The organism is Algoriphagus resistens (assembly GCF_001442615.1).
In the GTDB taxonomy this organism is placed as follows: domain Bacteria; phylum Bacteroidota; class Bacteroidia; order Cytophagales; family Cyclobacteriaceae; genus Algoriphagus; species Algoriphagus resistens.
In genome coordinates, this window is record NZ_LMXN01000008.1 from 165,551 (window position 1) to 191,633 (window position 26,083).

Sequence of the window (26,083 nt, forward strand, 5' to 3'; positions counted from 1 at the left end):
TGAAGTTCCCCCTGTCCGAAGAATCCAGTACAAGAGACTTTGGCTGATCTGCAAGGGCAAAGTAGCTGCTGACCAAAGAAAATTAAGAGTAGGAAAACCTCAATTTTTGAAAGCGACTCCATAGTTCCGACAGGCCTAACTGACAACCATGAGGCTAGTTCCCGCAGAAAAAGGAGCGGCTTTTCTATATCGGGTCATTCACTTTCCTGCCTCTGGCTGTGGGCAGATGCCTGTTTGAGCCGGGTGAATTTAAGGTTGGCCTTTCCTGCCTCCTTCCATCCTTCCCCAACTAGTGCGGGACAGTGACATATCAAATCTTTCATCTCCCTGAATAGGGATTGTTAAATTGCTTTAAATCAGTAAAATTGAATGGTTTTATCGAGCATACCTTCTATTTTTAATAGCTATGCTCATTTCACTGTTTCTATAGTCACTCTTTATGAACACTAACCCTACGTCCAAAAAATCAAAACTCATCGAGTGGAGGAATGCATTGGTATTTGCGGTGGTAGTAGCCACCTTATTTCGATGGTCATTGGCGGAAGCCTATGTCATCCCCACCGGGTCAATGGAAAACTCGCTATTGGTGGGAGATTATATCCTTGTGAGCAAAGTTCACTACGGCCCCAGGACTCCGCAAACCCCGATACAGGTACCGCTGACCCATCAGAAAATATGGGGCACTGAAATCCCCTCCTATCTTGACTGGATTCAGCTGCCTTCTTACCGGCTGCCCGGCCTAAGAAATGTAGAGCGGGGAGAAACAGTGGTGTTCAATACTCCTAAAGACCTACTCGACCCAAAAGACCGGCCTGGCGACTTGATGACTTTTCTTGTCAAGCGCTGTGTCGCAGTTTCCGGTGATATTCTGGAAATCAGGGACAGGAATATTTTCATCAACGGAGAGCAGATGACCAATCCTCCAGGAATGAAATTCCAATATGACGTCGTAACCAATTATCCGCTTCAACCACAGCACCTGACCCATGTCGGCTTGGACAGGGATGATTTTTGGATTTCTGGGCATACCAAGGAAAACAGAACCGTTTACAGCATGTTTTTAACGGATGAACAAGCAAAGAAAATGCAAAAAGCCCCCGATGTAGTTTCACTGGAGCCTGGTTCGGGTTCCCCTGTCGGTTTTCCGCTCTTTCCGGCAGCTATGGACAATTCTTGGGACCTTAACAACTACGGTCCATTGATGGTCCCCCAGAAAGGTACAAACATCCAGATCAATGAGACAACATTGGACTTTTATGGTGAATTGATCCAAAAATACGAGGGGAACAGACATGTGAAACTCGCCGATGGGAAACTGGAGATTGATGGAAAAGGAGTTGACAAGTACACCTTCAAGGAGGATTACTATTTTATGATGGGCGATAGCCGGGACAATTCCATCGATTCACGGTATTGGGGATTTGTGCCGGAGAGCCATATCGTAGGCAAACCGCTTATGGTTTTGTTCTCAAAAAATGAACATGGAGAAGGATTGGATAAGGTCCGTTGGGGGAGAATATTCTCAAAGATCAAGTAGTATCACCGACCTTATACCAGCACAGCGTTTACTTCACTAAGCTGGCTACTTCAGCTTTGTACGTTTGACCAATGGGGATTTCCATATCCCCAATTCTAATGCGGTTGCCTTCAACCGAAAGGATCTTGCCGGTATTAATCAAGTAGGATTTGTGGACCCTCATGAATCTATCCTTCCCCAGTTTTGCCTCCAGCTCCGAAATCCTATCCGGGCAGATGATCATCCCATCCTCATGAAAGACCTTACAATAGTTACCCAGAGCTTCGACATACTTTATCTTTTCCAATTCAACCTGAATGTGCTTTTTATCTGATCTGAGGAATATCCGGGTAGCTTCTGAAGGAGGGATGTCTGCAGATTCAATTCCTCCTCGGGAGGTAATTTTATTGATTGCCTTAACAAAGCGCTCCAGACTAAATGGCTTCAACAGGTAATCCGAAATCTCGAGCTCATAACCCTGAAGTGCAAATTCCTGATGGGCAGAGGTCACAATGACCTTTGGTGGTTTTGACAGCGACTGGATCAACTCAAAACCAGTAAGCTTTGGCATGTTCATATCCAGAAAAAGCAGATCCACCCTTGAACTCCGAAGGAATTCCAGCGCATCAAACCCATTATAAAAATTACCTGCCTTATTCAAAAAAGAAAAGTTGGCGCAATAATTCTCCAGTATCCGATGTGCGATCGGCTCGTCGTCTATGATGATGTACTTGATCAATTCCATTGGATCTCTAAAACCACGTTAAAAATACTGTTGTTTTGCTCAATATGCAGTAAATAGAGGCCGGGATAAGTCAATTCCAACCTGCGCTTTAAATTCTCCAGGCCTATTCCTTTCTGTGGGGTTGAAACCGAAGGATCAAAGTTATTTTCAATCTGAAACCTAAGTTTATTCTCTCCTGAATATAACCCAATCCTCACAAAAGCATCTTCCCCCAGTTTTTCTACCCCATGCTTAAAGGCATTTTCTACCAGTACTATAAATAACATGGGGGATACCTTCACATCTTCAGGCATCTCTTTTTTGAAACTGATCTCCAGAGGAAACCGGTGGCGGAGTTTGTGCAATTCAAGGAAATTATCCAGGTAAGTGACCTCCCTGCTCAGCAGCACACTTGCCTCTTTCCCCTCGTAAATTGCATAGCGCATCATTTCAGAAAGCTTTAGCACGAGCTCCGGGGCACGGTCCGATTTCTCCACGCAAAGCCCGTAGAGGTTATTGAGGGTATTGAAAAAGAAGTGGGGGTTAATCTGGTTTTTGAGCATGGCCAGTTCAGCGGCATTTTTCGCCATTTCCAGGTTTTTAATTCTTTTCCATTGCTCAAAAACCCATAGCAATAAGAAGAAAGGGATAGGCAAAAGCAGGAACATAATTGCCAATTGGTGGTATTGGTCAAAATAATTCTCGTTGAATCTCAAGAAGATGAATACCAGCCAGATGGTACCATAAACCCCAAAAACAGCAATTCTGTATTTGCGAATGAATTCAGGTACAATAACCCAGGCGATTCCCATCCAAAATAAAATCAGCAAGAAAATTGACACCGGATTATCCGGTATTGCCATCCACTGGTCGATCAACAAGATGGTTGTCAAAAAAAAGGGTAGTGCAACAATCTTCCACAGCACGCTGTGATTGAGCTTCACCTTCTTCCGGTAGTAAAAAACGACACTGCAAAACATCCACCAGGACACAAGAATCAACGTATTCTCAAGGTATTCCTGTGGGTCTATCCGGATAAATCCCATCCGTTCCAGTAAGAACGTCATCAGAAGCGTAATGGTTAAACCCCAGCCCAGTGCCTTGAAAAAAGAGGATGTTGGAAACATAACCCCAAGGTACGGAGCTTTGGAAAATAGAGAAATTAAGATGACGAACATACCGAAAATGATGACCAACCTTAGTGAAATTCCAACACTGGCGATAATGTCCAGTTCATAAGGGTTCATCATTGGTTTGGCCCGGTTTGACATCTATATTTTTTGCAATCCCTGTTCCATCCAACATTTGTGCATCACTGGATGTCACAGCTATGAACAAACTTGAAATCACACAACTTTCAAAAACATATCCAACGGGGGTAAAAGCCTTGGATCAGATCTCCCTCACCATCACCAATGGCATGTTTGGGCTATTAGGGCCCAACGGCGCGGGGAAGTCCACCTTAATGAGAACGCTGGCCATGCTTCAGGAAGCTGAATCTGGCAACATCCTGTTCAATGGAATTGATGTGCAGGACCAGCCGGACCAGATCCGCTCCGTGCTGGGCTACCTGCCTCAGGAATTCGGTGTCTACCCGAAGGTTTCGGCGGAAAATCTATTGGATCACATCGCCGTCCTGAAGGGAATAGCAAACAGGAATGAACGACGTGAGCAGATCCACTTTCTGCTTCAGCAGACCAATTTACTCGAACATAGAAAAAAGGCCGTTTATACATTTTCCGGGGGTATGCGTCAACGCTTCGGAATCGCCCAGGCGCTGCTTGGGAATCCAAAACTGATCATTGTGGATGAACCCACTGCGGGTCTGGATCCTGAAGAGCGGAATCGTTTCCTGAATCTTTTGAGTGAAATCGGGGAGCATATTATTGTTATTCTCTCCACACATCTGGTTGATGATGTGTTGGATCTTTGTTCCCGTATGGCAATTCTGCACCAAGGCAGAATTCTCTGCCAGGGAAATCCCCTTGCTTTGACAGAAAGCCTGGGTGGAAAAGTATGGGTGAAAAAGGTGCATAAATCAGAACTGCCCCATTACAGACAAAATTACTGCCTGCTGTCCTCAAAACTGGTTGCCGGCCAGATCAAAGTTCACCTAAAATCTGATTACTGTCCCGATCCGGGATTTGAACCGGTTACACCAAATCTGGAAGATTTCTATTTCTCTACACTCCATACTGCAACAGGCGATGAATTCTAACTACTTGGCACTACTTCGGTTTGAGCTAAAATACCAGTTGAAGTCCTGGGCAGTTCCCTTGTTCACCCTTGGTTATTTTGGGTTTGCCTTTTTGATGGGGAGCCAAGGCGCTACTCCTGCCAGAGTCAATTACAACGCTGACTATGAATTATTCTTTAAAATGGGTCTGCTGAGTCTGGGTTCCGTGTTCTCGATTATGTTCTTTGTGGTGACAGCCATACAGCGGGACAGAAAATACGCAATGGAACCCTTGATTTTCTGCACTCCGGTCTCCAAGTCTGCATTTTATTTCAGCAGGTTTACCGGGGCATGGGCAATGGGGATTACCGTACTCCTACTTGCTGTTCCGGGTTTCTATTTAGGCATTTATTTTTCCGGTCTGGATCCGGAGCGGATCGGGCAGTTTACGGTAATGTCCCCACTCTCTGTCGCATGGATGCTGCTCATCCCTTCAGTGACAACCTGCACAGCATTGATTTTTACTGTCTGCCTGCATAGCAGAAATACCATGGCGACCTATGCCATGGCAATCCTGATCTACGGAGCCTACTTTATCTGCGCAATATTTCTGAATTCACCCCTTATCGCAAACGCTGCGCCTGTTTCCTCAGAGAATCTTCTCCTGGCGGCCCTGGCAGATCCTTTTGGTCTTTCGGCATTTTTCGAGCAGACCAATCTATGGACGCCTTATCAGAAAAATACGCAGCCGATTTCATTCACCGGGCTTTTGGCCTGGAATAGGATGCTGTGGTTTATCGGAACTGCTTTCTTACTGGGGATATCCTATTGGAAGTTTTCTTTCAGACAACATCCTCGCACCTCTCCGCGCAAAATCAAGAGGCGTAAGCAGCCATCGCCTGTCCTCTCTGTTCTGAAAAACCTGACTCCGCGTATTGGCGGGTACTCCAAGGTGATCCCTTCCTCAATCAGATTGGAACTTTCACTGGTTTTCAAAAGCCTCCCTTTCTGGGTAATCACAGGAAGCTGGACTGTCATCGCGGTGACAGAGATCTATTCAAAAATCTACTCCGGCGGAGCGTATGGTGAGCGTTATTTTCCCGCCTCCCAGATCCTGCTGGATCAAGTCCAGACCCCCTTGTATCTGTTCAGCCTGGTATTGCTTGTGTTTTTTACCGGAGAACTGGTCTGGCGGGCCAAAGAATCAAATTTCCATGAAATCATCGGGGCCACCCCCGCACCAGGCGGGCACTTTTTTATCTCCACCTTCACATCCCTTGTCGCGATGGCCGGGGTAATGGTTTGCATTACCCTGGGCATATGTTTTGGGTATCAGCTTGTCCAGGGATACCAGGGCATTGACTCCCTTCCCCTTTTGGTGCTGGTCCTATCTCCGGGTATTCCACTCTTGTTTTTCACCCTGTTCATGTTGCAGATACACCAGTGGTGCAGGAACAAATATTTAGGAATGTGTCTTTCCGCTTTTGCCATTGCCTTGTTTTCCGGACCGTTGGGTACCGCACTTGGGATAAACCATCCCTTGCTAAAAATCGGCACCGCTCCCTTTTTAACCTACAGCCAGCAGGCTGGCTTTGGGCTGGCTTCCAAAAGCTTCTGGTTATTAAGTCTGCTTTGGATGCTTCTAGGACTGATCATTTCAATCAATCTCTTTACCAACTGGAAAGGATCATTGGTAAGAAAGTCGGAAAAAAGAAACTGGTCAACCTATTCAAAAATGGCATTTCCTGGCCTGCTCTTATTCACAGTAGCAGGATTCTACCTCTATCACATCAATATCGTGGGAAACTATAGGTCTGCCAGCACACGTTTGGACGAACAGCATCAGTATGAATTGAACTATAAAAAATATGAAGCCGATCCACTACTCACCTATTCATCTTTGGCGATGGAGGTGGATTTATTCCCTTCCAAAAGCACTTTTAATGCGGTTGTCAACGGCCATTTGAAAAACATCAGTGGAAAACCAATCCACAGATTGCTTCTGACCGAAAAAGTGGAACTGGACAATCTCAGTATAGAAAAAGCATCGGCAATTACAAAAGATGAAGAACTCCGTGTCAATCTGATTCAGTTTGAAACGCCGATTCAGGCCGGGCAAGAAATAGCATTTTCATTTGAAGTAAATCTAAAGCCAGCACTTTTCAGACAGGAAAGATCAATCGTAGCGAATGGCAGCTATCTAAATTTCCGGGATTTTGCCCCTTATTTCGGCTATGCTGAAGGCAGAGAAATCAGTGACAATCAGGAACGAAGAAAAAGGAACCTGCCATTAAAACCGCTTAAATCCACTTATTCGGATCACCCTGAGCTGGAGAGAAACCTGATCAAGGTTGATTTCAAGGCAAGCGTAAGCACGGAGTCTCCCCAAGTGGTAATCACCTCAGGGGAGCTGAAATCTGTGTTCCATGGTGGCGACAGAACTGGTTTTGAATATGAAAGTGCCCACAAAATCATGCCTGCCATTGCCTTTTTTTCAGGGAATTATCATGTTGACAGCATTCACTCCCATGGTGTGGATTTACAGGTATATTCCATTCCCGAGCATCGGGAAACAGACAATCATACGCTTGGCTTTATGGACAAAACCCTTGAATTTGCCACCGATAATTTTGGTACTTATCCTTTGGATCATCTCCAGATCGTTGAAGTTCCTTCGTATTGGGAATTTGGAGGATTTGCACATCCAGGAGTGATCAGCATGGTTGAGGACAACTACTTCCTGGTACAACCCATGACCGGTGGGTCATTCGACTTAAAGGCCAAACGGACAGTTCATGAAGTGGCCCACCAATGGTTTGGCCATATGCTTGCTCCACGGAATGTCCCCGGAGCTTCCATCCTGGTGGAAGGCTTGGCAAAATATACGGAAGCCCTGGTCCTGGAGCGGGAATTTGGAAAAGCTGCGCTGTGGCATCTGACCGACAATGCCAACCGCACTTATTTCACAGGAAGGGCAAATGCTTCAGAACCTGAGCCCCCACTTGCCTTTACTGAAGACCAATCCTACCTCGCCTATGGCAAAAGTCTGCTCAGTCTTCTAGCCTTACGGGATTTGATCGGTGAAGAAAAATTAAACAAGGCGATAAAAGAAACCGTTGCCCGGTCAATGGAGCAGCCGGAACCAACTGCCACAATGAACGAATTCCTCAACAGGATAAAATCAGATGCTGCATCAGCTCATATCAAGGGCATCACTGAGGCTTTTGAGAAAGTTATCCACTTTGACCTGAAAATCAATGAAGCGAAAATAGAGCAGCTTAAAAACGGGAAATACCAACTGACTGTAACTTACACTGGCAAAAAACTGGAGACGCTTGCCGATGGTTCGGAGATTGAAATCCCGATGAAGGATGAACTATTGCTTTCTGCCTTTTCCACACATCCCAGAGACCTTTCCACCCCTGAGGGCATACGCTATTCCCAAAACATTGTGGTGCAGGAAGGATCAGGCACCTCGGTTATTTTACTGGATCAAAGACCCAGCTACATCGCCCTTGATCCTTGGGGGACCAAACCGGACGCCAACCGTGCAGACAACCTATTAAGAGTACAGGATTAATGCTATTTACCTCAAAGCTGGGTGCCGAAAATTGGACGGGTAAAGAAACCTCTGCTGCCGTTAGCGGGAACCTATGGTTGGTTCCACCATGCTCTGGGGCCGCAAAAGCGCTTCTTCACTGCCCACAGCACATACCGGCATGGCAATTTGCGGTTCCCTTCAAGCTCCTACAGTCCCAGTCTTTACTTCGCCCGCCCTTTTGAAATGTGCAAAAATAAGTCCACTGGGTGTGCTGCTACTCTCAATCAAAGTAAATGCTGCCGGAATCGCTCCATCTACGAATAACTTTTTCCCCTTTCCTAAGGTCAGCGGATAAATAATCAGCCAGAGCTCATCCACCAGATCCTGCTTTAGCAGTAACTGGATGAGCTCACTGCTCCCCCAAACCTGGATATCAGTACTTTTGGAAGCTTGCTTTTCCACAGGAGTATTTTTTAGGTTCCTGATAGCTGAAACGCTGTTGAGGAAAACCGTATTCTCCCATTCTGAATTGGTTATAGTGTTTGAGAACACATATTTCGTGACTGCATTGACACTTGGCCAGTATTCTGAATGTTCAGGCCAATAGTCTTCCCAGATTTGAAAGGTTTTCCTGCCCAATAGAAGGTCTGCAGGTTTCAAAAGCCGTTGCATAAGTTCTCCGGAAACCTCGTCATCAAAAGGAGCCACCCAGCCTCCATGTTCGAAACCTCCTTCAGTATCTTCCTCTGGTGCTCCGGGAGATTGCATAACCCCATCTAAGGTAATCATTGACAAAACCAGTATCTTTCTCATACCTTTTAGTGTTAGTGCTTGTCAAATTTCCAAAAGAAAAGGATAACATCAGGGGGCTGTATGCGACAATTTTAGGGCAGGAATGTTCAGCTGCTCATTTCGTATAAAGCTGTTCTGCCAACCCGATCAGAAGACCTTCCACTCCCCGAATGTAGCAGAGCCGATAAGAATCCTCGTACTGGACCATTTCGCCAACAAGCTGAGCGCCATGTTTGGTGAGTCTGGACACCAGCTCATCAATGTTTTTAACTGTGAACATGACACGTAAATAACCGAGGGCGTTTACCGGAGCAGTCCGATGATCTGCGATCGTAGCGGGGGTGAGAAACCGGGAAAGTTCAAGTCTGCTGTGGCCATCGGGTGTAACCATCATAGCAATTTCCACGCACTGAGAACCAAGCCCGGTTACGCGACCGGCCCATTCACCCTCGACAGTGGCTCGCCCTTCGAGGGTGAGACCAATCTCTTCGAAGAAGGAGATTGCGTCATCGAGGGATTCTACAACGATGCCGATATTGTCCATTCTTAGTAATTCGCTTTTTACCATAGCTTTATTTCTTTAAGTGTACAATGAAATCCTCTCATGCAAAGCCTTACTGTATTAAGTTAAGCAAGATGGTGTTGGTTAACAACCTTATGAAAATTCTTTTGTTAGTCACTGATCTATGGGCTTAAGGTTGATCCTTTTTATTTTAGGCATCATCAACAGGACTCTTGATGATCTGAAGATGTTTTTGACTTGAATATACCTATTCATAAGCCAGGGCACCCTCCTGTTTTCTAGCAATTCTATCCGACACGTAGTTACAAGAAAATAGCAAAATCTGAAGAATCCCAGCGTGCTTGGATCGCTTCTGCAGTTGAAATTCACCTTCGGTCAGAAAGATCCAAAATGAATAGAAAATGCCGGATCAGAAAGATTGGGCAACTCCCCTTCTAGGAATAGACCAACGTCTACAGCTACTTATAAAAATGGATCTGAATGGCTGAAAGAAAGTGTTTTTCTCTGATATTTTAGGCATGTCATGCTTATAGCCATGGGTAAGCCGGAGGCATAACCCCTTTTCTTATTTAAGACTAGGGGGCAGAAAAATCATAGATGGTATCTCAAGTCAATCCCCTGATATTCAGATTCAATAATGCTGAAACCAACTCTGGGATCAAGCTATGCAGCCAGTCTGACGTCAAATCCAGAAAACCATAGTTAAGTATGGGAATACCCAGAAAAATCACTCTTATCTGCTAGGTATAAATTTTAGGATTTAACGGTTAAGTAACGGTTTTTCACTTACCCCACATGTTTTTCTGACTTAATTTTAGTCTAGTACTTTTTTTACAAATACCTAAAATGAAATTACTCTTGAAAACTAAACTCACTCTATTAACCTGCATTTTTGGCTTCTCTTTAGTTGGCTGTTATCCTGATGGGGCAGATTTTGTAGAAGATTATGATGTGGTGTTGACTCGCTTCGAAGACAAGTACGACTTTTCAAGCAAAAACACTTACGCCAGACCCTCCAAAATTGTCAAAATCACTGGCAATATTCAGGATGGAGAAGATCCAAAATTCATCCCAGACGCTACAGCTGCTCTTATTCTTGCCAGAATTGATGAAAACATGCAAAGCCTCGGCTGGAGTTTGGTAGAAATCAGTGAGAACCCGGACCTCCTTCTAACTCCTGCCTCTTTAGAGACAACAACACTCTATTACTACTATGACTATTGGTATTGGTGGTGGGGTGGTTACTATCCTGGATGGGGATACCCTCCTTACTATGTAAGTTCCTACACTACAGGCACACTTATAATGGCTTTAGTAGATCCTACCCTTGAAGGTGCAAATGGTAATCCTATCCCCCAATGGACCGGTGCGCTCAATGGAATTTTAACAAATTCTTATGACGGCAACCGCATCAATACACTGATTGACAAAGCCTTCATGCAATCTCCCTATTTAAAAACGAACTGATTTTTAAAAAATTCAATGCAATGAAAAACATATTGATTATACTGATTTTTACTTTCTCTGCTTCCGTAGCTTATTCCCAAAATAACCTTACTGCTATTCAATATTCTATGGGTTTTGGTACAGGAGATTTGAGTGATTATATAGACAAAGCCAGCTTTCGGGGCATATCTATAGATTACAGAAAAATGGTACAGCCGAATGTAGGGGTAGGTGTGGATCTCGGATGGAATGTGTTTTATGATGAAAGAGCCGATGACACCTATGAACTTGGAAAGTTAACTTATTCAGGAAAACAGTTTCGCTACAATAACCAATTCCCCGTCCTGGTAGCTGCCGATTACTATTTCCAGCCTGGGGAGAAAGTGAATCCTTTTGCAGGACTTGGTACGGGAATAATGTTTTCTAACAGGAAAACAGATATGGGGGTATATTCCTTTAGTCAGGAAGCTGTGAATTTTACATTAAGACCTGAGATAGGTGTTTTATATAATCTTAATACCAAGGTTGGTTTTAAATTATCAGGCAAATATTATTATGGTTTTGAGGCAGGAGAGCTTCCGGCACAAAGTTACTATACTCTTAATTTAGGTATTGTCCTCATTAATTAATGTCCATATGCGGAGTTATGCTAGGGGGTATGAACATATTTTAATTACTATACTATCCAGAGGCACTTCTAAAAATTGGTAAAAAAAAAAAAAAAACAGATAAGCTCATATCTCCATACAACTTCTATAAAGTATTATGAGGAGCCCCATATTAAAATATCAAGGTTAATATAATCCAAATTATTGAAGACATGTACACACGGAAAATTCGCTTATTCTTACTGGTCTCCATATTTTGTCAAGTAAATATGGTGACCCAAGCACAGGATTTATCGAATAATCAATGGGGATTTCTAGTAGAGCCTTACCTGATGTTTCCTTTTATGAATGGAAGTACCGGTGTTGGGAATTTGCCCAATGTATCCGTAGATGCAAGTGCAAGTGACATTTTCAGCAATCTAAGCGTTGGTGCCATGTTGTACACAGAAGCCTACACCCAAAAATGGGCCATAGGATCTGACCTTATTTATATGAATTTAAAAGAAGATGTGAAGACCGGAACAGCCATCACCGACGGATCCTTACAAGCTAAACAATTTGCTTGGGAGCTAAGCGGATTACGCAGCGTATTACCTTGGTTAGATGTAGGTGTAGGGGGGCGTTTTAATAGTTTAACAGCTGAGGTAGATCTATCATTAACCACTCTAGATGGCCCTTCAACCAGAAACAGGAGTTCGAAAGAGTCTTGGTTTGATCCCATTATCATTGCAAGGATTAAAAATCAATCCGGCGAAAAATTGTTGTATCAATTTCGGGGCGATATTGGAGGGTTTGGTGTTGGCTCTCAATTCACCTATCAGCTCCAAGCCTATGTTGGCTACCGGTTTTCTGACTTATTTCAATTGACAGCCGGTTATCGTATTATTAGTATTGACTATGAAAAAGGCGCTGATGAAAACCGTTTTTTGTATGATGTAAATACTTCAGGCCCAACAATACGTTTTGGATTCAATTTGTGATAACTATTTGGTAGTGCTATAAAGTAAGTAGTTGCTTTCACAAACCAATTGTTCCGCTAGGAATAGTCAGATCGGTCTTGGGGCTGGGTGGAATTTATAATTCCACTATTCTTTTCTTTCCAATTTGTAGTTGGCTTTTTAACCTCACCATCTCCCGATTTCGTGTTGCTCATCCATGACAGGCCCTATTCTAAAAAGAGAGAGAAAGAGCCTCATTTTTAAGCAACAGCCTGCATTTGCCGATGTTGTGCCTTCGTAATTTTTAATTTTCTAATATGTTCATTAATTTTTGATTCAGGTATAGTTTCTCTTTACCCACTCTTACTGATTTTAAAAACCCTTTTTCCTCTAATGCAATCAGATAGCCTCCAACTGTTTTTGGTGTTCCTAAGTCAGCATCTATAAGGTTTTGTCTTTTAGTATAAGGAAGCTTGAAAATGACTTCAACTAAATCTTTGGAATATACCTTTGGGAGTTTTTCTTTTATATCTTGTCCTGTTGTTTCCATAAGCTGAATAATTGATTCAAGTCGATCTAATCCTTTAATAGCTGTTTTTTCTACCATGTCCAGTATGTAAATAATAAATTCGGACCAGTCATTTCTTTCAGTAACTGCTCTTAATCCTTTGTAATATTGGTCTTTATGTTTGATGATGTATTCACTTAGAAATAGGGCAGGAATTTCTAGGAGTTTTTCTAATTTTAGTTGAAGCAAAAGAAGAATCCGGCCTGTTCCTCCATTACCATCTGAAAACGGATGAATGGCTTCAAATTGGTAATGTGATATTGCCATTTTGATTAAAGGATCGATTGTATCATTGTCATTGAGGAAAGTTTCAAGATTTGTCATTTTTTCTCGAATGACCTCTTCACCTGAAGGAGGTGTGTATATTATTTCTCCTTTTGTATTCGATAGAGTTGTTCCGGGTGTTGTTCTTATTCCGGTTGTATTTTGTTTAATACATTGAACAATCTCGACACATAGATTAGTGGTGATAAAAGGTTTTTTTTCAAGACTCCTAAAGCCAAGCCAAATAGCTTCTTTGTAGCTGATTACTTCTTTAGTTGCCGGATTGTCAAATTTTTTATCCGCAACAACTGCTCTGTATAAATCGTCATTTGTTGTTATGATGTTCTCAATTTCAGAACTTGCCTTTGCTTCCTGTAAATGTAGAGTGTCAAGAAACAAACTGGGGTTCGGAAGATTTCTTATGGCTCCATTTAATTGTGCTAATGCTCTACTCGCTTTAATAGTTTTTGTTAAAATTTCTTTTGTTTCAAATTCAGTTTTGGGCGGAAGTAGAGGAAGATTATTAAACGGTTTGGATTTATCGAAGCTATTCATAAATGAAAGTAAGTTTTACATCTTTGCTATATTCAAGGGTAAAAATAATAAAAATTTACCCCTGTTCGATTGTCGAAGGTAAGTTTTACTCTCGTTTTTTCGCATAAGGCACAACGGAAAAAAACGAAAAATCTAATTTTTCGGCCTTATCCTACGAAGTAGCTCCAAGGAAGATTTGAGAAAATTGGAGCGACTAATCCCGCTCTTAAATCAAATTAACAATACGGAGATTTGATTTCCGTTACTTGATTGCATCACCGTTTATATTTCTTGGAGTGGATCGGTCCGTTATATCCAACTCTATCAAGTTCAGAGATGTCTAGGTTTAGGGGCGTACTAATACAAATATCGAGCTCTTCAGCCAGCACTTCGTTTATACGACGTTGTAGGTAGTATTTCATTCGGGTCAACCGCTACAATTTTTCCGTTTCTTACCACTATCATCGGACTTTTCTTTTGTTTTTTATATTCGACTAGCTTTCTATAAGTCTCTTCAAGTCCTTTGACTATCCTGTCCCGTTCTTCTTTTAACTGCTCTTTAGTTCCCATAATATTTTTCTTTTAGTTCTTTCCACAGCTTCGTATTATTTACGGAGATTTCATCCCTTGAGCCTTCCGCGATAATTTCATACGTGTCACCGGAATTATTTACAAATAGCCAATTGTCAACCCTTGGCAGAAATAGATTGAAAAAATTACTAAGACCACTTTTATATCTTCTTCTAATCACATCTTCCGGAATGTGGTGTCCGCCTTCCTTTACCCTTGTTTCAACTCTTGAAATCGCTAATTCTACGGAATGAAGCCAGAAAAACAAGCATGTAACCTGATAATTTCCCTCCTTTGCTTTGTCAATGAAGCTCACATAACTTTTTGTGGAAAGTGTTGTTTCAAACGCAAAGTTTTCTCCAGATTCAAGTAGTAATTTAATTCTTTTCAACATCAATCTACCTGCTTCAATACCTGCTTTTTCGGGGCGAAAGGGAGAGAGTCCTTTCGCAATCTCATCTGCATTAACAAATTCCTTACAATCAAGTATTTCAGGCAAGATTGTATAGGAAGCGGTGGTTTTACCCGCTCCGTTACACCCTGAAATAATGTACAACTTTTTCATTTATACAAATATACGGGATACTTTGGATGATACGCTTCCCAATTCACTTCGTCTTCATTACAGTCATCCCTGTGTAGCCATATCCTTCAGGTGCTCGTTTGGGATCTTTAACTTCCTTGCCATCCCACACCTGGTTTTGAAAGATTACCAATAAACGGAATAGCACCATAACGCCCCTCGATATAGTCTTTTTCGAAAGAACGGTCCTTCCGGATAGTTTTACCTTCTTCTTTATATTCTACTAAAGAGTACATTTCTGAAGCACCGTATTTGTCTTTTTCCACAAAATAGATCTGGTCCCTCCGATAATTGCCATAATGCAACAGGTTGGTATCATGGGTAGCAAAGATCAACTGCGCATTGTTTGGGTTGAGTTCTTTTGAATTAAACAATTTGGTAATCGCAAGTGTCAATAGTGGATGTAAACTTGCATCCAGTTCATCAACGACCAGCAATCCCCCATCATTCAATACGTCAAAAACAGGACCTGAGATATTGAAGAGTTTATTGGTTCCCGAGGATTCCTGGCTACGCATATCAAATTCAACTTCACCAACTAACCTGTCATTTGAGTCATACTTTTGGTGAATGGTTTTGATATCCATCCGGAAGGCTCCTTCCAGATCGGTGACCAGTTGTTTTACCATTGCTTCCGGCATTTCTCCGGGCAATTCCTTTGGATCAAACGGCTTTTTAATAATGGATATGTCCTCAAATCCCAAATCCAGTTTTTTGTAGAAATTCAGTAGTGTACTGCGTGTCTGCCTGTTGTCAAGCATATCAAAAGTCACCCCTTTATATCCTTCATGTTTCAACCCTGAAATAGCAATGAAGTTGTTGAACCACTTCATGATTTTCTTGGCGATCTTGCCATTGAACTGGTCGGCCACCGCTAAAAACAAAGCATTATCCCGTGTGCGCTCCTCCAACTCCTTACCTTCAGGAAAACCTTTCATCACCTCAATCCCTTCCCTTTCGCGTAGGAACAAGGGTTTTTCTGCAAGCTTTTGGGCTTCAAAAAGCCATTCTGAATGGATGATTCGATCATCCACTTCAAATCCATATCGGTATCGAATACCGTCAATCAGAAATACCGCCTCAAAGAAAGATGGGGAGTGCTCGGTTTCTGTATTTAATAAAAAGGGGATGATGTCTAATTCATCAGCAGAAGATTGTTCAAAGGATTGCAATACCATTCTCCTCATAGTGGACATGGCTTTGACCAAGTTGCTTTTACCGCTTGCATTTGGGCCGTAAATTACCGCACCTCGCAGCAAATCGTAACGTCCCATAGAAAAGAGATTGGTATCCACATGCTCCTTGATGGAGGAAGCCTCTAGACTTAGCGTCGTTTTTGATTTAAAGGACAAGTAGTTTCCTACAGAAAATTCTATCAACATTACTTATCTATTTATGAGACATATTCTCAAATATAAGAAAAACATATGATTTATTATGTGAAATGAGAATATTTCTCATTTTATGGCAGATTAAGTGGGCTATAGTTTACGAATAAAACCATGTATTATGAATAAACTGAGATACAATTCAGGAAGGTAGGTACCAGAGAGCGATAAGGACCATTCCAAAGCTAATTGCAGAAATAGCATCTAAAAGCGGAACCTAAATGAATGAAGCTGATTAAGGGAGATATGGAGCTGCAACGTCCCATGAAAGTCTAGCCCAAGCGATACAACATGGAACCATTCAGAATCATTTATCGCCTATACATCTGTTAGTTACCGAAGAGCTTTCGGTGTAAAAATGGTCCTATAAATTATAGTGTGATTTAGTCATTCCCTGAAGACAGGAAAACGAGGGTATTTTTTAGATGAAAACCAGAAAGTCACCCACATTTTACAAGGAATAGTTTGGAAATTACTAGGATTTGGGGACAGGCGGTGGTGGGATTGCACTTCGGGTTACATTGGATAAATGCTCTTCCCTGTTTTACAGGATGGCCCTGATCCAGTGCAAAGCAGGATCACATCTAATTAATCGCCTGCTTATATAGCTTCGGGGTGAACTCCCCCAAAAAGGCGGGGAGATCAGCTTTTTTAACCAATTCACCTTTTTGGAATGTCAAACAATAATCCGGAGCCTAGCCATACGTGGAGCTATTGAATAAATGCAGGGTATCAAAAAAACCGAAAAACTCATCCAGATTACTGTATCCTGCTTTAAACCGATTCATGATTTCACTCTCTGGCACAAAGTGCCCGCCATTCTCAACTCTGATCGCCACTCTTTTTTGGGCTTCGTCTACTGAATTCAAGCAGAAATAAATCATGTTAACCGCATACCCTTTGGCTTTAAAAATCAATGGCCAGTGTAAAGGGTCAGAATTGAAATTGGTTTCATGTGTTTATAATTTGCCTTAATAGGTCACATGGAATCTTTGACGATTAAAATAATCATTGCCCTGTAAGCTTTAATGATGATTTTAATCGTGTCGATTTCATAGGCAAAAGATTTTCCGGCATCAATAGCCTGATCGATTTGCGTCTCAAGCTTTTGGAATGCCATACTGTGTGCCATCTGATCCTGGAAATCCGTAGGGATTATCGAGGAGTAGATTTCGAGGAAATGCTTATCATAATCAAAAACGGCTATCCCTTCAGGAGATAGGATGCGTGAATAAGAAGATTTACCCGCACCGTTGCATCCCGCGACAACTAAAAGCTGGGGTTTTTCCATTAGTTAAACTGTGGAGACACCTTGGGATTCTTTGTCAGTGTACCCATGGCTGCTTTCTGCTCATATATGCGGATCTCCTTTTTAATGCGCGGCATCTGGCTTTTCATTTTTTTAGTCAAATCCTCTATCTGCTCAGTAAGCTTATCTTTTTTGGTACCCATATCACAAAGATACTAAATTTTAAAATTTTCGAAATCAAGACGAAATTGAAAACACAGGGATTTTATATGTACTTGTTAAAATGCTAGGCTCCTTCAGGACTGTTTGACCTTGTAGTATCAAAAGATGATGGATTAGTTTCCGAATTTAAGCCAGAAGAAAACGATTAAGTTGACGTAGTTCCCGAATCCTTCCAGTCTCAGGAATGAGAACTTCAGGCGATAATGAACTGTGACAATGAAAGGACTAAAATGATACCTTCTCACACATGCTGGCGTCCTATTAAATTAGTTCATAAAATTGTTTTCTTACATTCGCCCTCTTACACAGGGTGTTTATTAAATGAAAACCAGGAAGTTATCCACATTTTGGACTAAAAATGGGAAGGCGGTTGCGAGATTACTTTCGGTAGTTGATTTGGATTTATATAGAAACGCACTTGTTCCACTGGATTGAACCCTTAGCCTTTGCGAATAACATTCTACAAACCAGTAGTTGCCATCCTTCACAAACAGCTAAAAAGCCAAGCGAATATAGGGGCCTTGATTGCATTCTGCTCATCACACAAGTGGACAAAAGGGACAGCATAAAGCCGCTCGCAGGCTCCGCTATTTATATCCGTTTCCATTTGTCCCATCTACAGGCTCCTTATTAGGGCTTTCTTTATTACTGTTTTTTCTTTGTGAAAGTGTTTTTGGAACGTTCCGATTGTCCATTAAGAGGCTAATTCAGGTATTTCCACCTTCGGGTTTCAGTGTGACAGTAAAACAGAAGAAAGGAAGACTTTGTGACTTGCACCAAAGAAATCCTGAATGAAAGTCAAAAAGAGTTTAACATTTAAAAAGGTTCAGGAGGTAATGAAAGAGGAAGGAGTTGATATAAACCAAGCGGAGTCTGAACAATTATTGGACATGATCTATAGGTTTAGTAAATTAGTTGTCGAGCAAATAGTTAAGAAATGACACGAGTTGATCTCTATATCAGTGTCAGAGTAAGCACAGATGAACAGGCTGACAAAGGATACAGCTAGCGATACCAGGAGGAAATACTCAGGAAATACTGTGAATTCAATCACCTGCAGGTTGGCAGCATCGTATTTGAGGATTATTCAGCCAGAAATTTCGACCGCCCCGAGTGGCAGAAACTCCTCGCCAACTGTAGGAAGTTAAGGGGACAGACCCAACAAATCCTGTTCACGAAGTGGGATCGGTTCTGCAGAAATACTTGGGATGCGTACCAGATGATTTCTACGCTATCTAACTTGGGTATAAAAGCCCAGTCAATAGAGCAATTTTAAGTATACATATATGTACTCTTTGTATAGAATTAAGATACAAATATGTATAATTTAGATGTCTGAAAATCTCCTTGATGAATTAAAGCCACCGGTTTTCGTATATGACAAGTAGCGCGTAAATTGACGATTATTTTTCAATCACGCCACAAACCAAAACTTTCGTTTCAAAAAAGTCGAAGCTATTTGTTATATAAGCTGTTGCCAGTAGTGTTTTATTTTTACGCTACTTTAAATTCCGATTCGTTCATTTCCACGCTGAACCTGACATTAGCTTTTAATGCTCGGAAAACTTTCAAAATCGTTTCGATAGTCACATTTTTTGTACTTCTTTCTAACTTTGAAATTTGTGATTTTTGGACACCGATTAGTTCTCCAAGTTGTTCTTGTGTTAAGTTCCGTTCTTTCCGCACAGATTTTATCATTTCTCCGAGCAGTTCCATTCGTAGGTCAAATTCGTATTTGTCTCTTTCTGGAGTTCCAATTTTTCCTATGTCCCTGTCTTTTAGCTGGTCAAGGGTCATCATTTTCATTTTTTTATTCTTTGCTTCCATAATTTTATTGTTCAAAATATTCATTTCTAATTCTTTCGGCTTTTTCGATTTCCACTTTAGGAACTTTGTCAACTTTTTTCACTATTCCGTGAGTTGAAATGACAAGTGTTTCGGATTTATTTGTTTTGTCCCAAAAAGCGAAAAGTCGATATTGTAGTCCACTATATTTTGTCCTAAATTCCCAAATCTCATCAGTCAGTTTTTTGAACAGTTTCGGGTCAAGTCCAAGTTTGGCTTTGTCAACGTTATAGTAAATTTTTTGTCTTGTCTTTAAGTCCAGCTTTTCTAAAAATTCGAGAGCTTGTTCAAGGAAAATGACTTCAAAATTTTTGTCCATTCAGTTTTCAACTTCGTTTTACTGGACAAAGATAATAAAAAAGTTATATTATATGGAAACTTTTGCGGTTTTCTCACATTACTGGCAACACTTGTGGTTACAGCACTCCCGCTACCCTACTGCGTCTATATCGCGATTGTTTACAGGGCTTCGGAGGCCTGCTGTTTTCAAATTAAGAATTTCGTCTATCTCGTCAAGGACACTATTTCATCATTGAACGGATAATACGCTGATGAATATCAACCCATATTTAAGCTGTCCAGAGCACAACCCATCAAATTCCGGCATTCTTACCGTATGTTATCCCACATTCAAGAAACTCCTTAAATTTTTCTTTGGACATATATCCTGATACCGGAGAATTGATCACCTCTCCGTCTGGTGTCACCAATACGTAATGCGGCTGGGAGTTATTGTTGAAGTTCACCTGCTGAAATATCGACCATTTATCCCCTACAGTTCTGATTTTCTTTTGCTGTCCATTCCCCATGTCAACAGAATGTTGATCTATGGCGGGTAGCTCCTCACGATCATCTATATACAGGGATGCCAGCACCAACTTATCTCGGATCAGGGGTAGTACATCCGGCTCACCCCACACAAATTCTTCCATTTTCCGACAGTTCTCACACCCATACCCCGTAAAGTCCAAAAGGATAGGTTTATTTTCTTTTTTGGCGGTTTGAATCGCCTTGAAATAATCATTTTCAGGCTGAATTCCATAAATACCATCTTCGTGCCCAGCATATAAGCTGATATTCAATGGGGGTAAAATCCCGCTCAACGTTGACAATCTTGTTTTTTCTGACGGTATCAGCCCCTGGATTAAGTAGGCGATAAATAAAACACCTGAGAGCGCAACACCTTTCCTGAACGGGCATATCTTTTGGTTTCTACTGTCGTGGGGAAACCTGATCTTTCCAATTAAGTAGAGGACCAGTCCAATGGTTATCACTATCCAAATGCCAACAAAAATCTCCCTTTTCAACAAAAAGGTCTTGGACACCAGGTCAGCCTTGGAGAGGAATTTAAGTGCAAGGGCTACTTCCACAAACCCAAGAAAGACTTTAAGTGAATTCATCCAGTTTCCGGATTTTGGCAGGGATGCCAAAACTTGTGGAAATAAAGCCAAAAATCCAAATACCAAGGCCCAGGCAAGACCAAATCCCCCAAGGGCAAATGTAAGCAGCACCGGAACATTAGCCGAGGAGGAGGCCACCCCTCCCAACAGACTCCCCAATATTGGTCCTGTACAGGAAAAAGACACAATCACCAACGTCAGAGCCATAAAAAAAATCCCTAGTACTCCCCCTGCTTCTTCTGCCTTGGCTGATTTGTTGATCAGCCAATGGGGCAGGGTAATTTCGAAATACCCAAAAAAACTTAATGCAAAAAACAGGAATACAAAAAAGAAAAAAACATTCAACCACACATTGGTGGAAATCTCATTGAAAATATTTCCGCTTATACCATCCAGTAGATGGAAAGGAATGCTTAATGCAAGAAAGATAACCAGAATGAACGATCCGTAAACAACAGCATTCCTTTTTCCCTTACTTGTTTCTGAAGCGCTTTTGGTAAAATATGAAACCGTCAGGGGGATCATTGGGAACACACAGGGAGTAAGGAGCGCTATTAGGCCTCCCAACAATCCAAGGATAAACACCAGTCCATTTCCGGAATCCTGCGCTGCCTGCTCGATTCCACAGTCCACAAGGGGCATTTTATAATCAAGGGAAGCGACCTTAATCCCATCCTCCAAGGAACCCAAAACAGGGTTGTTTCCGATGACAGTTGATGCACTATTTTCTGGTTCATCCTTAGCATTCAGCTGTTTCTCAAACCCAATCGTATTCGGTGCCAAACACACCAGGTCATTGCATACCTGAAAGGTGATCTCTGCGGCAATGCTGGTTGTTTTATCAATGTCCTTTAATTTGAATTTTTGAACAAACTTGACAGAATCGGAATAATAAACGATCAGTACCCCAAATGCCTCACTAAACTCCTCAGTTTTATGGCCGATTTCCTGAAGGTCTCCGATCGGGTCCAAATCCACAGAAGAAACACGCATTTCGGTAGGAATCCCACTATCGGGTGGCAGATCTTTGGAATATAGGTGCCAGCCCCTATCGATCTTTGCTGCTAAAACAGCTTCATATTCATCGGTACCTGTTTTATTGACCTGGTACTCCCATTTCACTACTTCCTTTATTTGCGCCTGCAAACCTGTTACCAAGAACATGAAGGAAATCAACAGCCATATTTTCATTTTATATTTAGCGTTTTAGGTACTTTTAAGGAGCTATTAAGAAGCTCATTGTATTTTAAGGGGATCCTATTCAAGAGACTTCGACAATAAACAGTTTGATTATCCACCATGATTTAAGTAGCCATTTTTCCTTTGTTTTATTGGATGGAAACCTAATAAGGATGGCCATAGAAGATGCCAGTGTTTTCCTGAATCTCATACTACCTTAATGATAGACATGAGGATATACACAATGAATTGTTATTCCGACTAGTTTATATTGACTATCATTCCTCACAGTTCATTAGTCAAAGGAAAATCAATTGGAACTTTCAGGACTTTTCCCGTGAAATTGGTAATGAAATTATCCCCGACCACATGTAGTGTGTCGATCAGGTTTTCATACGTAAAGCCTGCATGGAAAAAGTTATTGAGTTTATCAGTTTCAACCGCTCCCTTCTTTTCTACAATATCTTTGACCAATTGGACCAGAACGTCAAGCCTCCGGTCGAAAGGCGCTTCCCCCTTTCTCAGGAGGATAATTTCCTGTTCAGTAAAGCCATTCAGCTTTCCGATCATCGTGTGTGCACTTAAGCAGTACATGGCGTTGTTCTGTTGGGAAACAACCAATGTGATTGCCTCACTCTCCCTGATTGAAAGGGAGTTTTTTCGTATATGAAAGGGGTAGTATGCACTGAGCGCATTTTCCGAATGCATCATTGCAGCATACATATTGGGGGTACGTCCCAGTTTTTCGTTGAAATATTTCACGTAACCCCGGTTCAGCTCTTTAACTTCTGACAGGTTGGGAATATCCATTGGTAAGGAAATTAGGTTGTAAGATTTTGTATCAGGAATTTCTGAAATCTGAAATATTGGTTCCAGAATACATTTTGAAGAACCTGCTGAAATGTGAAGGGCTTTCAAAGCCCAGCTCATAGGCTATTTCTTTGGCTGATTTATCCGTATAGTGCAGGTAGCGCTTTGCTTCCAGGATAATCCTGTTCTGTATCAGCTTCGACGGGGCCGGATGTTTCAACAGGGAAAAGATATTACTCAGGGTTTTGGGTGATTTGTTCAGCATTTCTGCGTAAAAACTTACCCCGTGTTCCTGCTTAAAGTGGCTCTCCAAATTCACTGAGAACTTTCTGACAATATCCATTTTATCCTCCGGGAATTGTTGGTAGCTCTCACTCTGTTGTTTTGCGATGCGGGTAATCTTGATGATGAGATGCTTTAACAGCGTTCTTAGCATCTCTCCCTGAAAGCTATCCTTAGATTGCCATTCATCGGTAAATATTTTTTCCAGTTGAAACATTGCTTCTATTTCGGAAGGGCTCAAGGAAATAAACATCGGGTGTTGTATGCCATAGAACAGAAATCCGACACAGCCCACTTCTGCATCATGATCCAAAATGCAATAAAACTCCCTGTTGAATTGCCAGGCTATCAGGTCATCCGGATGTTCAAAGGAAAAGTGCTGGTTAGAAACAAGCGGCACCATAGAACCGGCCGGCATTTCATATGAGATATCATCTATAACCACCTGCTGCGTTGCCCCCTTATTAAAAACAAACGTATTGATCGGGAATGGGGAAGGGTTGCTAAGCCCCCACCCCCTCAATTCCCTGTTGTTGACATGCATGATAAAAAGCCCTCTAGTGGATTCTTCCGCGAATTTTCTGATCATACTTTCTTTTAACTCTGATTATACTTCTGTGTTACTTATTGACAAAAACAGTCACCTTCTCAAGTAAAAGGTTCTGATACCGGAACCCAGACATTGAATCAATGCATAACCAATTTCATCTATTGGTTGCCCCTTTCTACTTTCAGCTGTCTCACAAGCATTGAAGGCAACACACATGGACTGACCAAACTGAAGATCATATAAGGAAAACGTATTTGACTGTTACCGTATTGGCAACAGTGGATTATTAGCAAATCTGCCACTGCCTGTAATTTTCCGGCCTTTGCATTGAATCCTAACACTATTGAACCTGTCTTCATGGCTTTAACAGCATTGGTTTTATAAAATACTGCTCGTTGCCCCACCATCTACCACGATATTTTGTCCGGTGATGTAGGAGGCCTTCTCCATTGACAAAAAAGTAACCGCAGCAGCAACTTCCTCATCTTTTGCTATACGTTTGATTGGTGTACGTGAAAGGATATGGCCTGCCTTTTCCGGGTTTGAAAGTATACTTTCAGTTGCGGGGGTTTGCGTAAACCATGGCGACACGGTATTGACCCGGATGTTATGGGTCGCCCACTCGCAAGCCAGATTTCGGGAAAGCTGGATCAATCCTGATTTTGACATTCCATAAGGAGCGCCAGTCTGGGCATCAACAAGACCGGCAACCGAAGCCAGGTTAACAATAGAGGCATTTAAACTTTTTCTCAACAATGGAAAAAGTTCAGTACTTAATTCAAAAGGGGCTATGAGGTCTGTTTCCAATACCCTCCTGAATTCTTCCGAAGTATATTCATTGCTGGATTTCCTGATGTTGATACCTGCATTATTAACAAGCAGGTCAAGTCTGCCCCATTTTTGGGTGATCCATTTTTTTACTCTTTGCCTGTGGTCGATGCTGGTCACATCCGCCATTAATCCATAGACAGGAAAACCCTTTACTTTAAAATGTTCCTCCACAACAGAAACTTCTTCCGCATTTCTGGCAGTAAAGAGCACTTCAGCTCCCAGCTCCAAAAATTCAGTGACAATCGCTTTTCCTATTCCTTTTGATCCTCCGGTCACCAGGGCCTTTCGCCCGTTTAAATTCCACTTTTTCATTACCACTGTTGTATAAGCATTGGTTATTGTAAATGATTGGTTGCCAAAACCTGCTGGCCGAACTCAAGAAGTTTGACGCCATCCACGAACCCTATCTGTCTGAATACTATTTTTCCTTCAGGGCTAAAGAAAAGAAGGGCGGGATAAGCTGTAATATCCCATTGCTCTGCGAGCTCAATCCCCTCTCCCGCTTCCATATCAGCTGTATAGTTGATGAAATTGGTATTGTAAAACCTTGCAGCACGTTGCTCTTTGAAAGTCGTGGTCTTTAACAATCTGCAGGGTGCGCACCAGTTGGTATAGGCATCTACGAAAATATATTTACCAGTTCTTTTTGCTTGTGCCGCTACCTCTTCCCAGCTCCCTTCCTCGAATACAATCTCCTGGTCAGGTGCTGAAGCTTTGTCGGATTTCGTGGTTCCCTGACCAAAGGCAGGTATAGCGAAAAGAAGCATGCCGGCTGCGAAATAAACTTTAATAACCAGGGACATAGAGCCGAGTGATTTAGAGTTCATTTAAGATACTTCTAGAAACCGCCATCAATACATCTGGATTTAGCCTTTGTTTAAAATCCGGGTTGATGTGTTCAAAACGGATGACCCCATTTTTATCGAGAATAAATACAGCCGGGACAGGGAGCAACAAATCAACGTTTTTACCCCCGGTAGTTTTAGGCAACATGTCCCAATAGCCTTCGGGTGCTTTAAATGCCAGTCCAAATTGTTTGGATACATTTAAATCAGCATCAGAGAGCAGTGTATAGTTTAATTTTTCTGAGGTAGCTGTATGTTTCAAGCCTTCCGGTTGATCTGTACTGATGGCGATCAGCTGGAAACCTTCTTTCTCCAGCTCAGGCGCTATTTGCTGCAGCCCTGATAGTTGCTTTGAGCAGAACGGACACCAACCACCCCGGTAAAAGATAAGAATAGTCGGTTTTGAAGCAACTGCCTGGTTAAGATCAAAAGAATCTCCTGATGAATCACGCAGAGTAACTGAAGGGATTTTTTCACCGTTCAGCAGAGGGCTGATATCTTCCGCCTTTTGTGGTATTACGTACGGTAATGGGCTTTCACCATCCATAGTAGGGCCACTTTTTACCGCATTGCCTTGCTGTGCAAAGGCCAACGGGAAGCTGATAACCAGATAAACTAGTGCAGTAAACAAGAATTTTGCTGCTTGTTCGATGTGTTTTTTCATGTGTTTATAATTTGATTTTTATAGGCCATATGGAA

Annotated in this window: 26 protein-coding genes; 7 read left to right on the forward strand and 19 right to left on the reverse strand. The window is 42.0% G+C overall.

Annotation, left to right across the window (positions count from 1 at the left end):
• The first annotated feature begins 439 nt into the window (after positions 1-439).
• Entirely contained in the window at positions 440-1,537 is a 1,098-nt protein-coding gene (gene lepB / locus AS141_RS15400; protein ID WP_057938565.1) for a signal peptidase I, read from the forward strand.
• 28 nt (positions 1,538-1,565) lie between these two features.
• On the opposite strand, the gene AS141_RS15405 is transcribed toward lepB, so the two are convergent.
• A complete protein-coding gene (locus AS141_RS15405; RefSeq protein WP_057938566.1) occupies positions 1,566-2,261 on the reverse strand; it encodes a LytR/AlgR family response regulator transcription factor in 696 nt (231 codons plus the stop codon).
• On the reverse strand, positions 2,252-3,490 hold the full coding sequence (locus tag AS141_RS15410; protein ID WP_157243490.1) for a sensor histidine kinase: 1,239 nt from the start codon (positions 3,488-3,490) through the stop codon (positions 2,252-2,254). The genes AS141_RS15405 and AS141_RS15410 overlap by 10 nt, the downstream gene beginning before the upstream one ends.
• An 80-nt stretch (positions 3,491-3,570) precedes the next feature.
• Here AS141_RS15410 and AS141_RS15415 point away from each other — a divergent pair, with 80 nt between their 5' ends.
• On the forward strand, positions 3,571-4,458 hold the full coding sequence (locus tag AS141_RS15415; RefSeq protein WP_057938568.1) for an ABC transporter ATP-binding protein: 888 nt from the start codon (positions 3,571-3,573) through the stop codon (positions 4,456-4,458).
• Complete coding sequence (locus tag AS141_RS15420; protein ID WP_057938569.1) at positions 4,448-7,996, forward strand: ABC transporter permease/M1 family aminopeptidase; 3,549 nt, start codon at positions 4,448-4,450, stop codon at positions 7,994-7,996. The genes AS141_RS15415 and AS141_RS15420 overlap by 11 nt, the downstream gene beginning before the upstream one ends.
• A 159-nt stretch (positions 7,997-8,155) precedes the next feature.
• Here the strand turns inward: AS141_RS15420 and AS141_RS15425 are convergent, their stop codons facing one another.
• Positions 8,156-8,770 (reverse strand): dihydrofolate reductase family protein, encoded by a 615-nt coding sequence (locus tag AS141_RS15425; protein WP_057938570.1) that lies wholly within the window; start codon positions 8,768-8,770, stop codon positions 8,156-8,158.
• A gap of 94 nt (positions 8,771-8,864) precedes the next feature.
• Positions 8,865-9,317, reverse strand: a complete 453-nt coding sequence (locus tag AS141_RS15430) for a VOC family protein (RefSeq protein ID WP_057938571.1) — start codon at positions 9,315-9,317, stop codon at positions 8,865-8,867.
• Between the two features lie 801 nt (positions 9,318-10,118).
• On the opposite strand from AS141_RS15430, the gene AS141_RS15435 reads away from it, so the two are divergent.
• From AS141_RS15435 to AS141_RS15445, 3 genes are all read left to right on the forward strand, one after another.
• Positions 10,119-10,739: a DUF4136 domain-containing protein gene (locus AS141_RS15435; RefSeq protein ID WP_057938572.1), complete on the forward strand. Its 621-nt coding sequence runs from the start codon at positions 10,119-10,121 to the stop codon at positions 10,737-10,739.
• A gap of 20 nt (positions 10,740-10,759) precedes the next feature.
• Positions 10,760-11,347 carry an outer membrane beta-barrel protein gene (locus tag AS141_RS15440; RefSeq protein ID WP_057938573.1) on the forward strand — a complete coding sequence of 196 codons (588 nt, stop codon included), beginning with the start codon at positions 10,760-10,762 and terminating at the stop codon, positions 11,345-11,347.
• Positions 11,348-11,538: 191 nt separating this feature from the next.
• Positions 11,539-12,306, forward strand: coding sequence for a hypothetical protein (locus AS141_RS15445; RefSeq protein WP_157243492.1), 768 nt, complete (start codon positions 11,539-11,541; stop codon positions 12,304-12,306).
• 262 nt (positions 12,307-12,568) lie between these two features.
• Here AS141_RS15445 and AS141_RS15450 read toward each other — a convergent pair whose 3' ends face one another.
• The 7 genes from AS141_RS15450 to AS141_RS26615 all read right to left on the reverse strand — a co-directional run bounded on the left by AS141_RS15450 (position 12,569) and on the right by AS141_RS26615 (position 17,623).
• Positions 12,569-13,651, reverse strand: coding sequence for a Fic family protein (locus tag AS141_RS15450; RefSeq protein WP_057938575.1), 1,083 nt, complete (start codon positions 13,649-13,651; stop codon positions 12,569-12,571).
• A 357-nt stretch (positions 13,652-14,008) separates the two neighbouring features.
• On the reverse strand, positions 14,009-14,200 hold the full coding sequence (locus AS141_RS15455; protein ID WP_057938576.1) for a hypothetical protein: 192 nt from the start codon (positions 14,198-14,200) through the stop codon (positions 14,009-14,011).
• Positions 14,190-14,765, reverse strand: coding sequence for a zeta toxin family protein (locus tag AS141_RS15460; protein WP_057938577.1), 576 nt, complete (start codon positions 14,763-14,765; stop codon positions 14,190-14,192). The genes AS141_RS15455 and AS141_RS15460 overlap by 11 nt, the downstream gene beginning before the upstream one ends.
• A gap of 107 nt (positions 14,766-14,872) precedes the next feature.
• Positions 14,873-16,165, reverse strand: a complete 1,293-nt coding sequence (locus tag AS141_RS15465) for an AAA family ATPase (RefSeq protein WP_057938578.1) — start codon at positions 16,163-16,165, stop codon at positions 14,873-14,875.
• A gap of 701 nt (positions 16,166-16,866) precedes the next feature.
• Positions 16,867-17,040 (reverse strand): hypothetical protein, encoded by a 174-nt coding sequence (locus AS141_RS15470; protein ID WP_157243493.1) that lies wholly within the window; start codon positions 17,038-17,040, stop codon positions 16,867-16,869.
• A 110-nt stretch (positions 17,041-17,150) separates the two neighbouring features.
• Complete coding sequence (locus AS141_RS15475; RefSeq protein WP_057938580.1) at positions 17,151-17,462, reverse strand: hypothetical protein; 312 nt, start codon at positions 17,460-17,462, stop codon at positions 17,151-17,153.
• Positions 17,462-17,623, reverse strand: coding sequence for a hypothetical protein (locus tag AS141_RS26615; RefSeq protein ID WP_157243494.1), 162 nt, complete (start codon positions 17,621-17,623; stop codon positions 17,462-17,464). The genes AS141_RS15475 and AS141_RS26615 overlap by 1 nt, the downstream gene beginning before the upstream one ends.
• Positions 17,624-18,666: 1,043 nt before the next feature.
• Between AS141_RS26615 and AS141_RS27120 the strand changes: the two genes are divergently transcribed.
• A complete protein-coding gene (locus AS141_RS27120; RefSeq protein WP_262481001.1) occupies positions 18,667-18,918 on the forward strand; it encodes a recombinase family protein in 252 nt (83 codons plus the stop codon).
• 218 nt (positions 18,919-19,136) lie between these two features.
• On the opposite strand, the gene AS141_RS15480 is transcribed toward AS141_RS27120, so the two are convergent.
• The 8 genes from AS141_RS15480 to AS141_RS15520 all read right to left on the reverse strand — a co-directional run bounded on the left by AS141_RS15480 (position 19,137) and on the right by AS141_RS15520 (position 26,048).
• Positions 19,137-19,448 (reverse strand): helix-turn-helix domain-containing protein, encoded by a 312-nt coding sequence (locus AS141_RS15480; protein WP_198293561.1) that lies wholly within the window; start codon positions 19,446-19,448, stop codon positions 19,137-19,139.
• A 25-nt stretch (positions 19,449-19,473) separates the two neighbouring features.
• The gene (locus tag AS141_RS15485) at positions 19,474-19,806 is read right to left on the reverse strand and encodes a type II toxin-antitoxin system RelE/ParE family toxin (protein ID WP_057938581.1); all 333 of its coding nucleotides are present in this window, start codon (positions 19,804-19,806) and stop codon (positions 19,474-19,476) included.
• A gap of 274 nt (positions 19,807-20,080) precedes the next feature.
• A complete protein-coding gene (locus tag AS141_RS15490; protein ID WP_057938582.1) occupies positions 20,081-22,078 on the reverse strand; it encodes a protein-disulfide reductase DsbD family protein in 1,998 nt (665 codons plus the stop codon).
• Positions 22,079-22,351: 273 nt separating this feature from the next.
• On the reverse strand, positions 22,352-22,876 hold the full coding sequence (locus AS141_RS15495) for a carboxymuconolactone decarboxylase family protein (protein WP_057938583.1): 525 nt from the start codon (positions 22,874-22,876) through the stop codon (positions 22,352-22,354).
• A gap of 31 nt (positions 22,877-22,907) precedes the next feature.
• A complete protein-coding gene (locus AS141_RS15500; RefSeq protein ID WP_057938584.1) occupies positions 22,908-23,747 on the reverse strand; it encodes an AraC family transcriptional regulator in 840 nt (279 codons plus the stop codon).
• Positions 23,748-24,086: 339 nt separating this feature from the next.
• Positions 24,087-24,851 (reverse strand): SDR family oxidoreductase, encoded by a 765-nt coding sequence (locus AS141_RS15510; RefSeq protein WP_057938586.1) that lies wholly within the window; start codon positions 24,849-24,851, stop codon positions 24,087-24,089.
• Positions 24,852-24,874: 23 nt separating this feature from the next.
• Entirely contained in the window at positions 24,875-25,342 is a 468-nt protein-coding gene (locus AS141_RS15515) for a thioredoxin family protein (protein WP_057938587.1), read from the reverse strand.
• Between the two features lie 13 nt (positions 25,343-25,355).
• Positions 25,356-26,048 (reverse strand): peroxiredoxin-like family protein, encoded by a 693-nt coding sequence (locus AS141_RS15520; protein ID WP_057938588.1) that lies wholly within the window; start codon positions 26,046-26,048, stop codon positions 25,356-25,358.
• Positions 26,049-26,083: the final 35 nt, after the last annotated feature.

Excerpts from the sequence above, each read along its gene's own strand:
- AS141_RS15475 (WP_057938580.1), bottom strand. The coding sequence starts at position 17,462 with ATGGAAAAACCCCAGCTTTTAGTTGTCGCGGGATGCAACGGTGCGGGT.
- AS141_RS26615 (WP_157243494.1), bottom strand. The coding sequence starts at position 17,623 with ATGGGTACCAAAAAAGATAAGCTTACTGAGCAGATAGAGGATTTGACT.
- AS141_RS15415 (WP_057938568.1), top strand. The coding sequence starts at position 3,571 with ATGAACAAACTTGAAATCACACAACTTTCAAAAACATATCCAACGGGG.
- AS141_RS15460 (WP_057938577.1), bottom strand. The coding sequence starts at position 14,765 with ATGAAAAAGTTGTACATTATTTCAGGGTGTAACGGAGCGGGTAAAACC.
- AS141_RS15500 (WP_057938584.1), bottom strand. The coding sequence starts at position 23,747 with ATGATCAGAAAATTCGCGGAAGAATCCACTAGAGGGCTTTTTATCATG.
- AS141_RS15465 (WP_057938578.1), bottom strand. The coding sequence starts at position 16,165 with ATGTTGATAGAATTTTCTGTAGGAAACTACTTGTCCTTTAAATCAAAA.
- AS141_RS15420 (WP_057938569.1), top strand. The coding sequence starts at position 4,448 with ATGAATTCTAACTACTTGGCACTACTTCGGTTTGAGCTAAAATACCAG.
- AS141_RS15495 (WP_057938583.1), bottom strand. The coding sequence starts at position 22,876 with ATGGATATTCCCAACCTGTCAGAAGTTAAAGAGCTGAACCGGGGTTAC.
- AS141_RS15480 (WP_198293561.1), bottom strand. The coding sequence starts at position 19,448 with ATGAAAATGATGACCCTTGACCAGCTAAAAGACAGGGACATAGGAAAA.
- AS141_RS15405 (WP_057938566.1), bottom strand. The coding sequence starts at position 2,261 with ATGGAATTGATCAAGTACATCATCATAGACGACGAGCCGATCGCACAT.
- AS141_RS15410 (WP_157243490.1), bottom strand. The coding sequence starts at position 3,490 with ATGATGAACCCTTATGAACTGGACATTATCGCCAGTGTTGGAATTTCA.
- AS141_RS15490 (WP_057938582.1), bottom strand. The coding sequence starts at position 22,078 with ATGAAAATATGGCTGTTGATTTCCTTCATGTTCTTGGTAACAGGTTTG.
- AS141_RS15425 (WP_057938570.1), bottom strand. The coding sequence starts at position 8,770 with ATGAGAAAGATACTGGTTTTGTCAATGATTACCTTAGATGGGGTTATG.
- AS141_RS15440 (WP_057938573.1), top strand. The coding sequence starts at position 10,760 with ATGAAAAACATATTGATTATACTGATTTTTACTTTCTCTGCTTCCGTA.
- AS141_RS15430 (WP_057938571.1), bottom strand. The coding sequence starts at position 9,317 with ATGGTAAAAAGCGAATTACTAAGAATGGACAATATCGGCATCGTTGTA.
- AS141_RS15510 (WP_057938586.1), bottom strand. The coding sequence starts at position 24,851 with ATGAAAAAGTGGAATTTAAACGGGCGAAAGGCCCTGGTGACCGGAGGA.
- AS141_RS15520 (WP_057938588.1), bottom strand. The coding sequence starts at position 26,048 with ATGAAAAAACACATCGAACAAGCAGCAAAATTCTTGTTTACTGCACTA.
- AS141_RS15455 (WP_057938576.1), bottom strand. The coding sequence starts at position 14,200 with ATGGGAACTAAAGAGCAGTTAAAAGAAGAACGGGACAGGATAGTCAAA.
- AS141_RS15445 (WP_157243492.1), top strand. The coding sequence starts at position 11,539 with ATGTACACACGGAAAATTCGCTTATTCTTACTGGTCTCCATATTTTGT.
- AS141_RS15435 (WP_057938572.1), top strand. The coding sequence starts at position 10,119 with ATGAAATTACTCTTGAAAACTAAACTCACTCTATTAACCTGCATTTTT.
- AS141_RS15485 (WP_057938581.1), bottom strand. The coding sequence starts at position 19,806 with ATGGACAAAAATTTTGAAGTCATTTTCCTTGAACAAGCTCTCGAATTT.
- AS141_RS15515 (WP_057938587.1), bottom strand. The coding sequence starts at position 25,342 with ATGTCCCTGGTTATTAAAGTTTATTTCGCAGCCGGCATGCTTCTTTTC.
- AS141_RS15450 (WP_057938575.1), bottom strand. The coding sequence starts at position 13,651 with ATGAATAGCTTCGATAAATCCAAACCGTTTAATAATCTTCCTCTACTT.
- lepB (WP_057938565.1), top strand. The coding sequence starts at position 440 with ATGAACACTAACCCTACGTCCAAAAAATCAAAACTCATCGAGTGGAGG.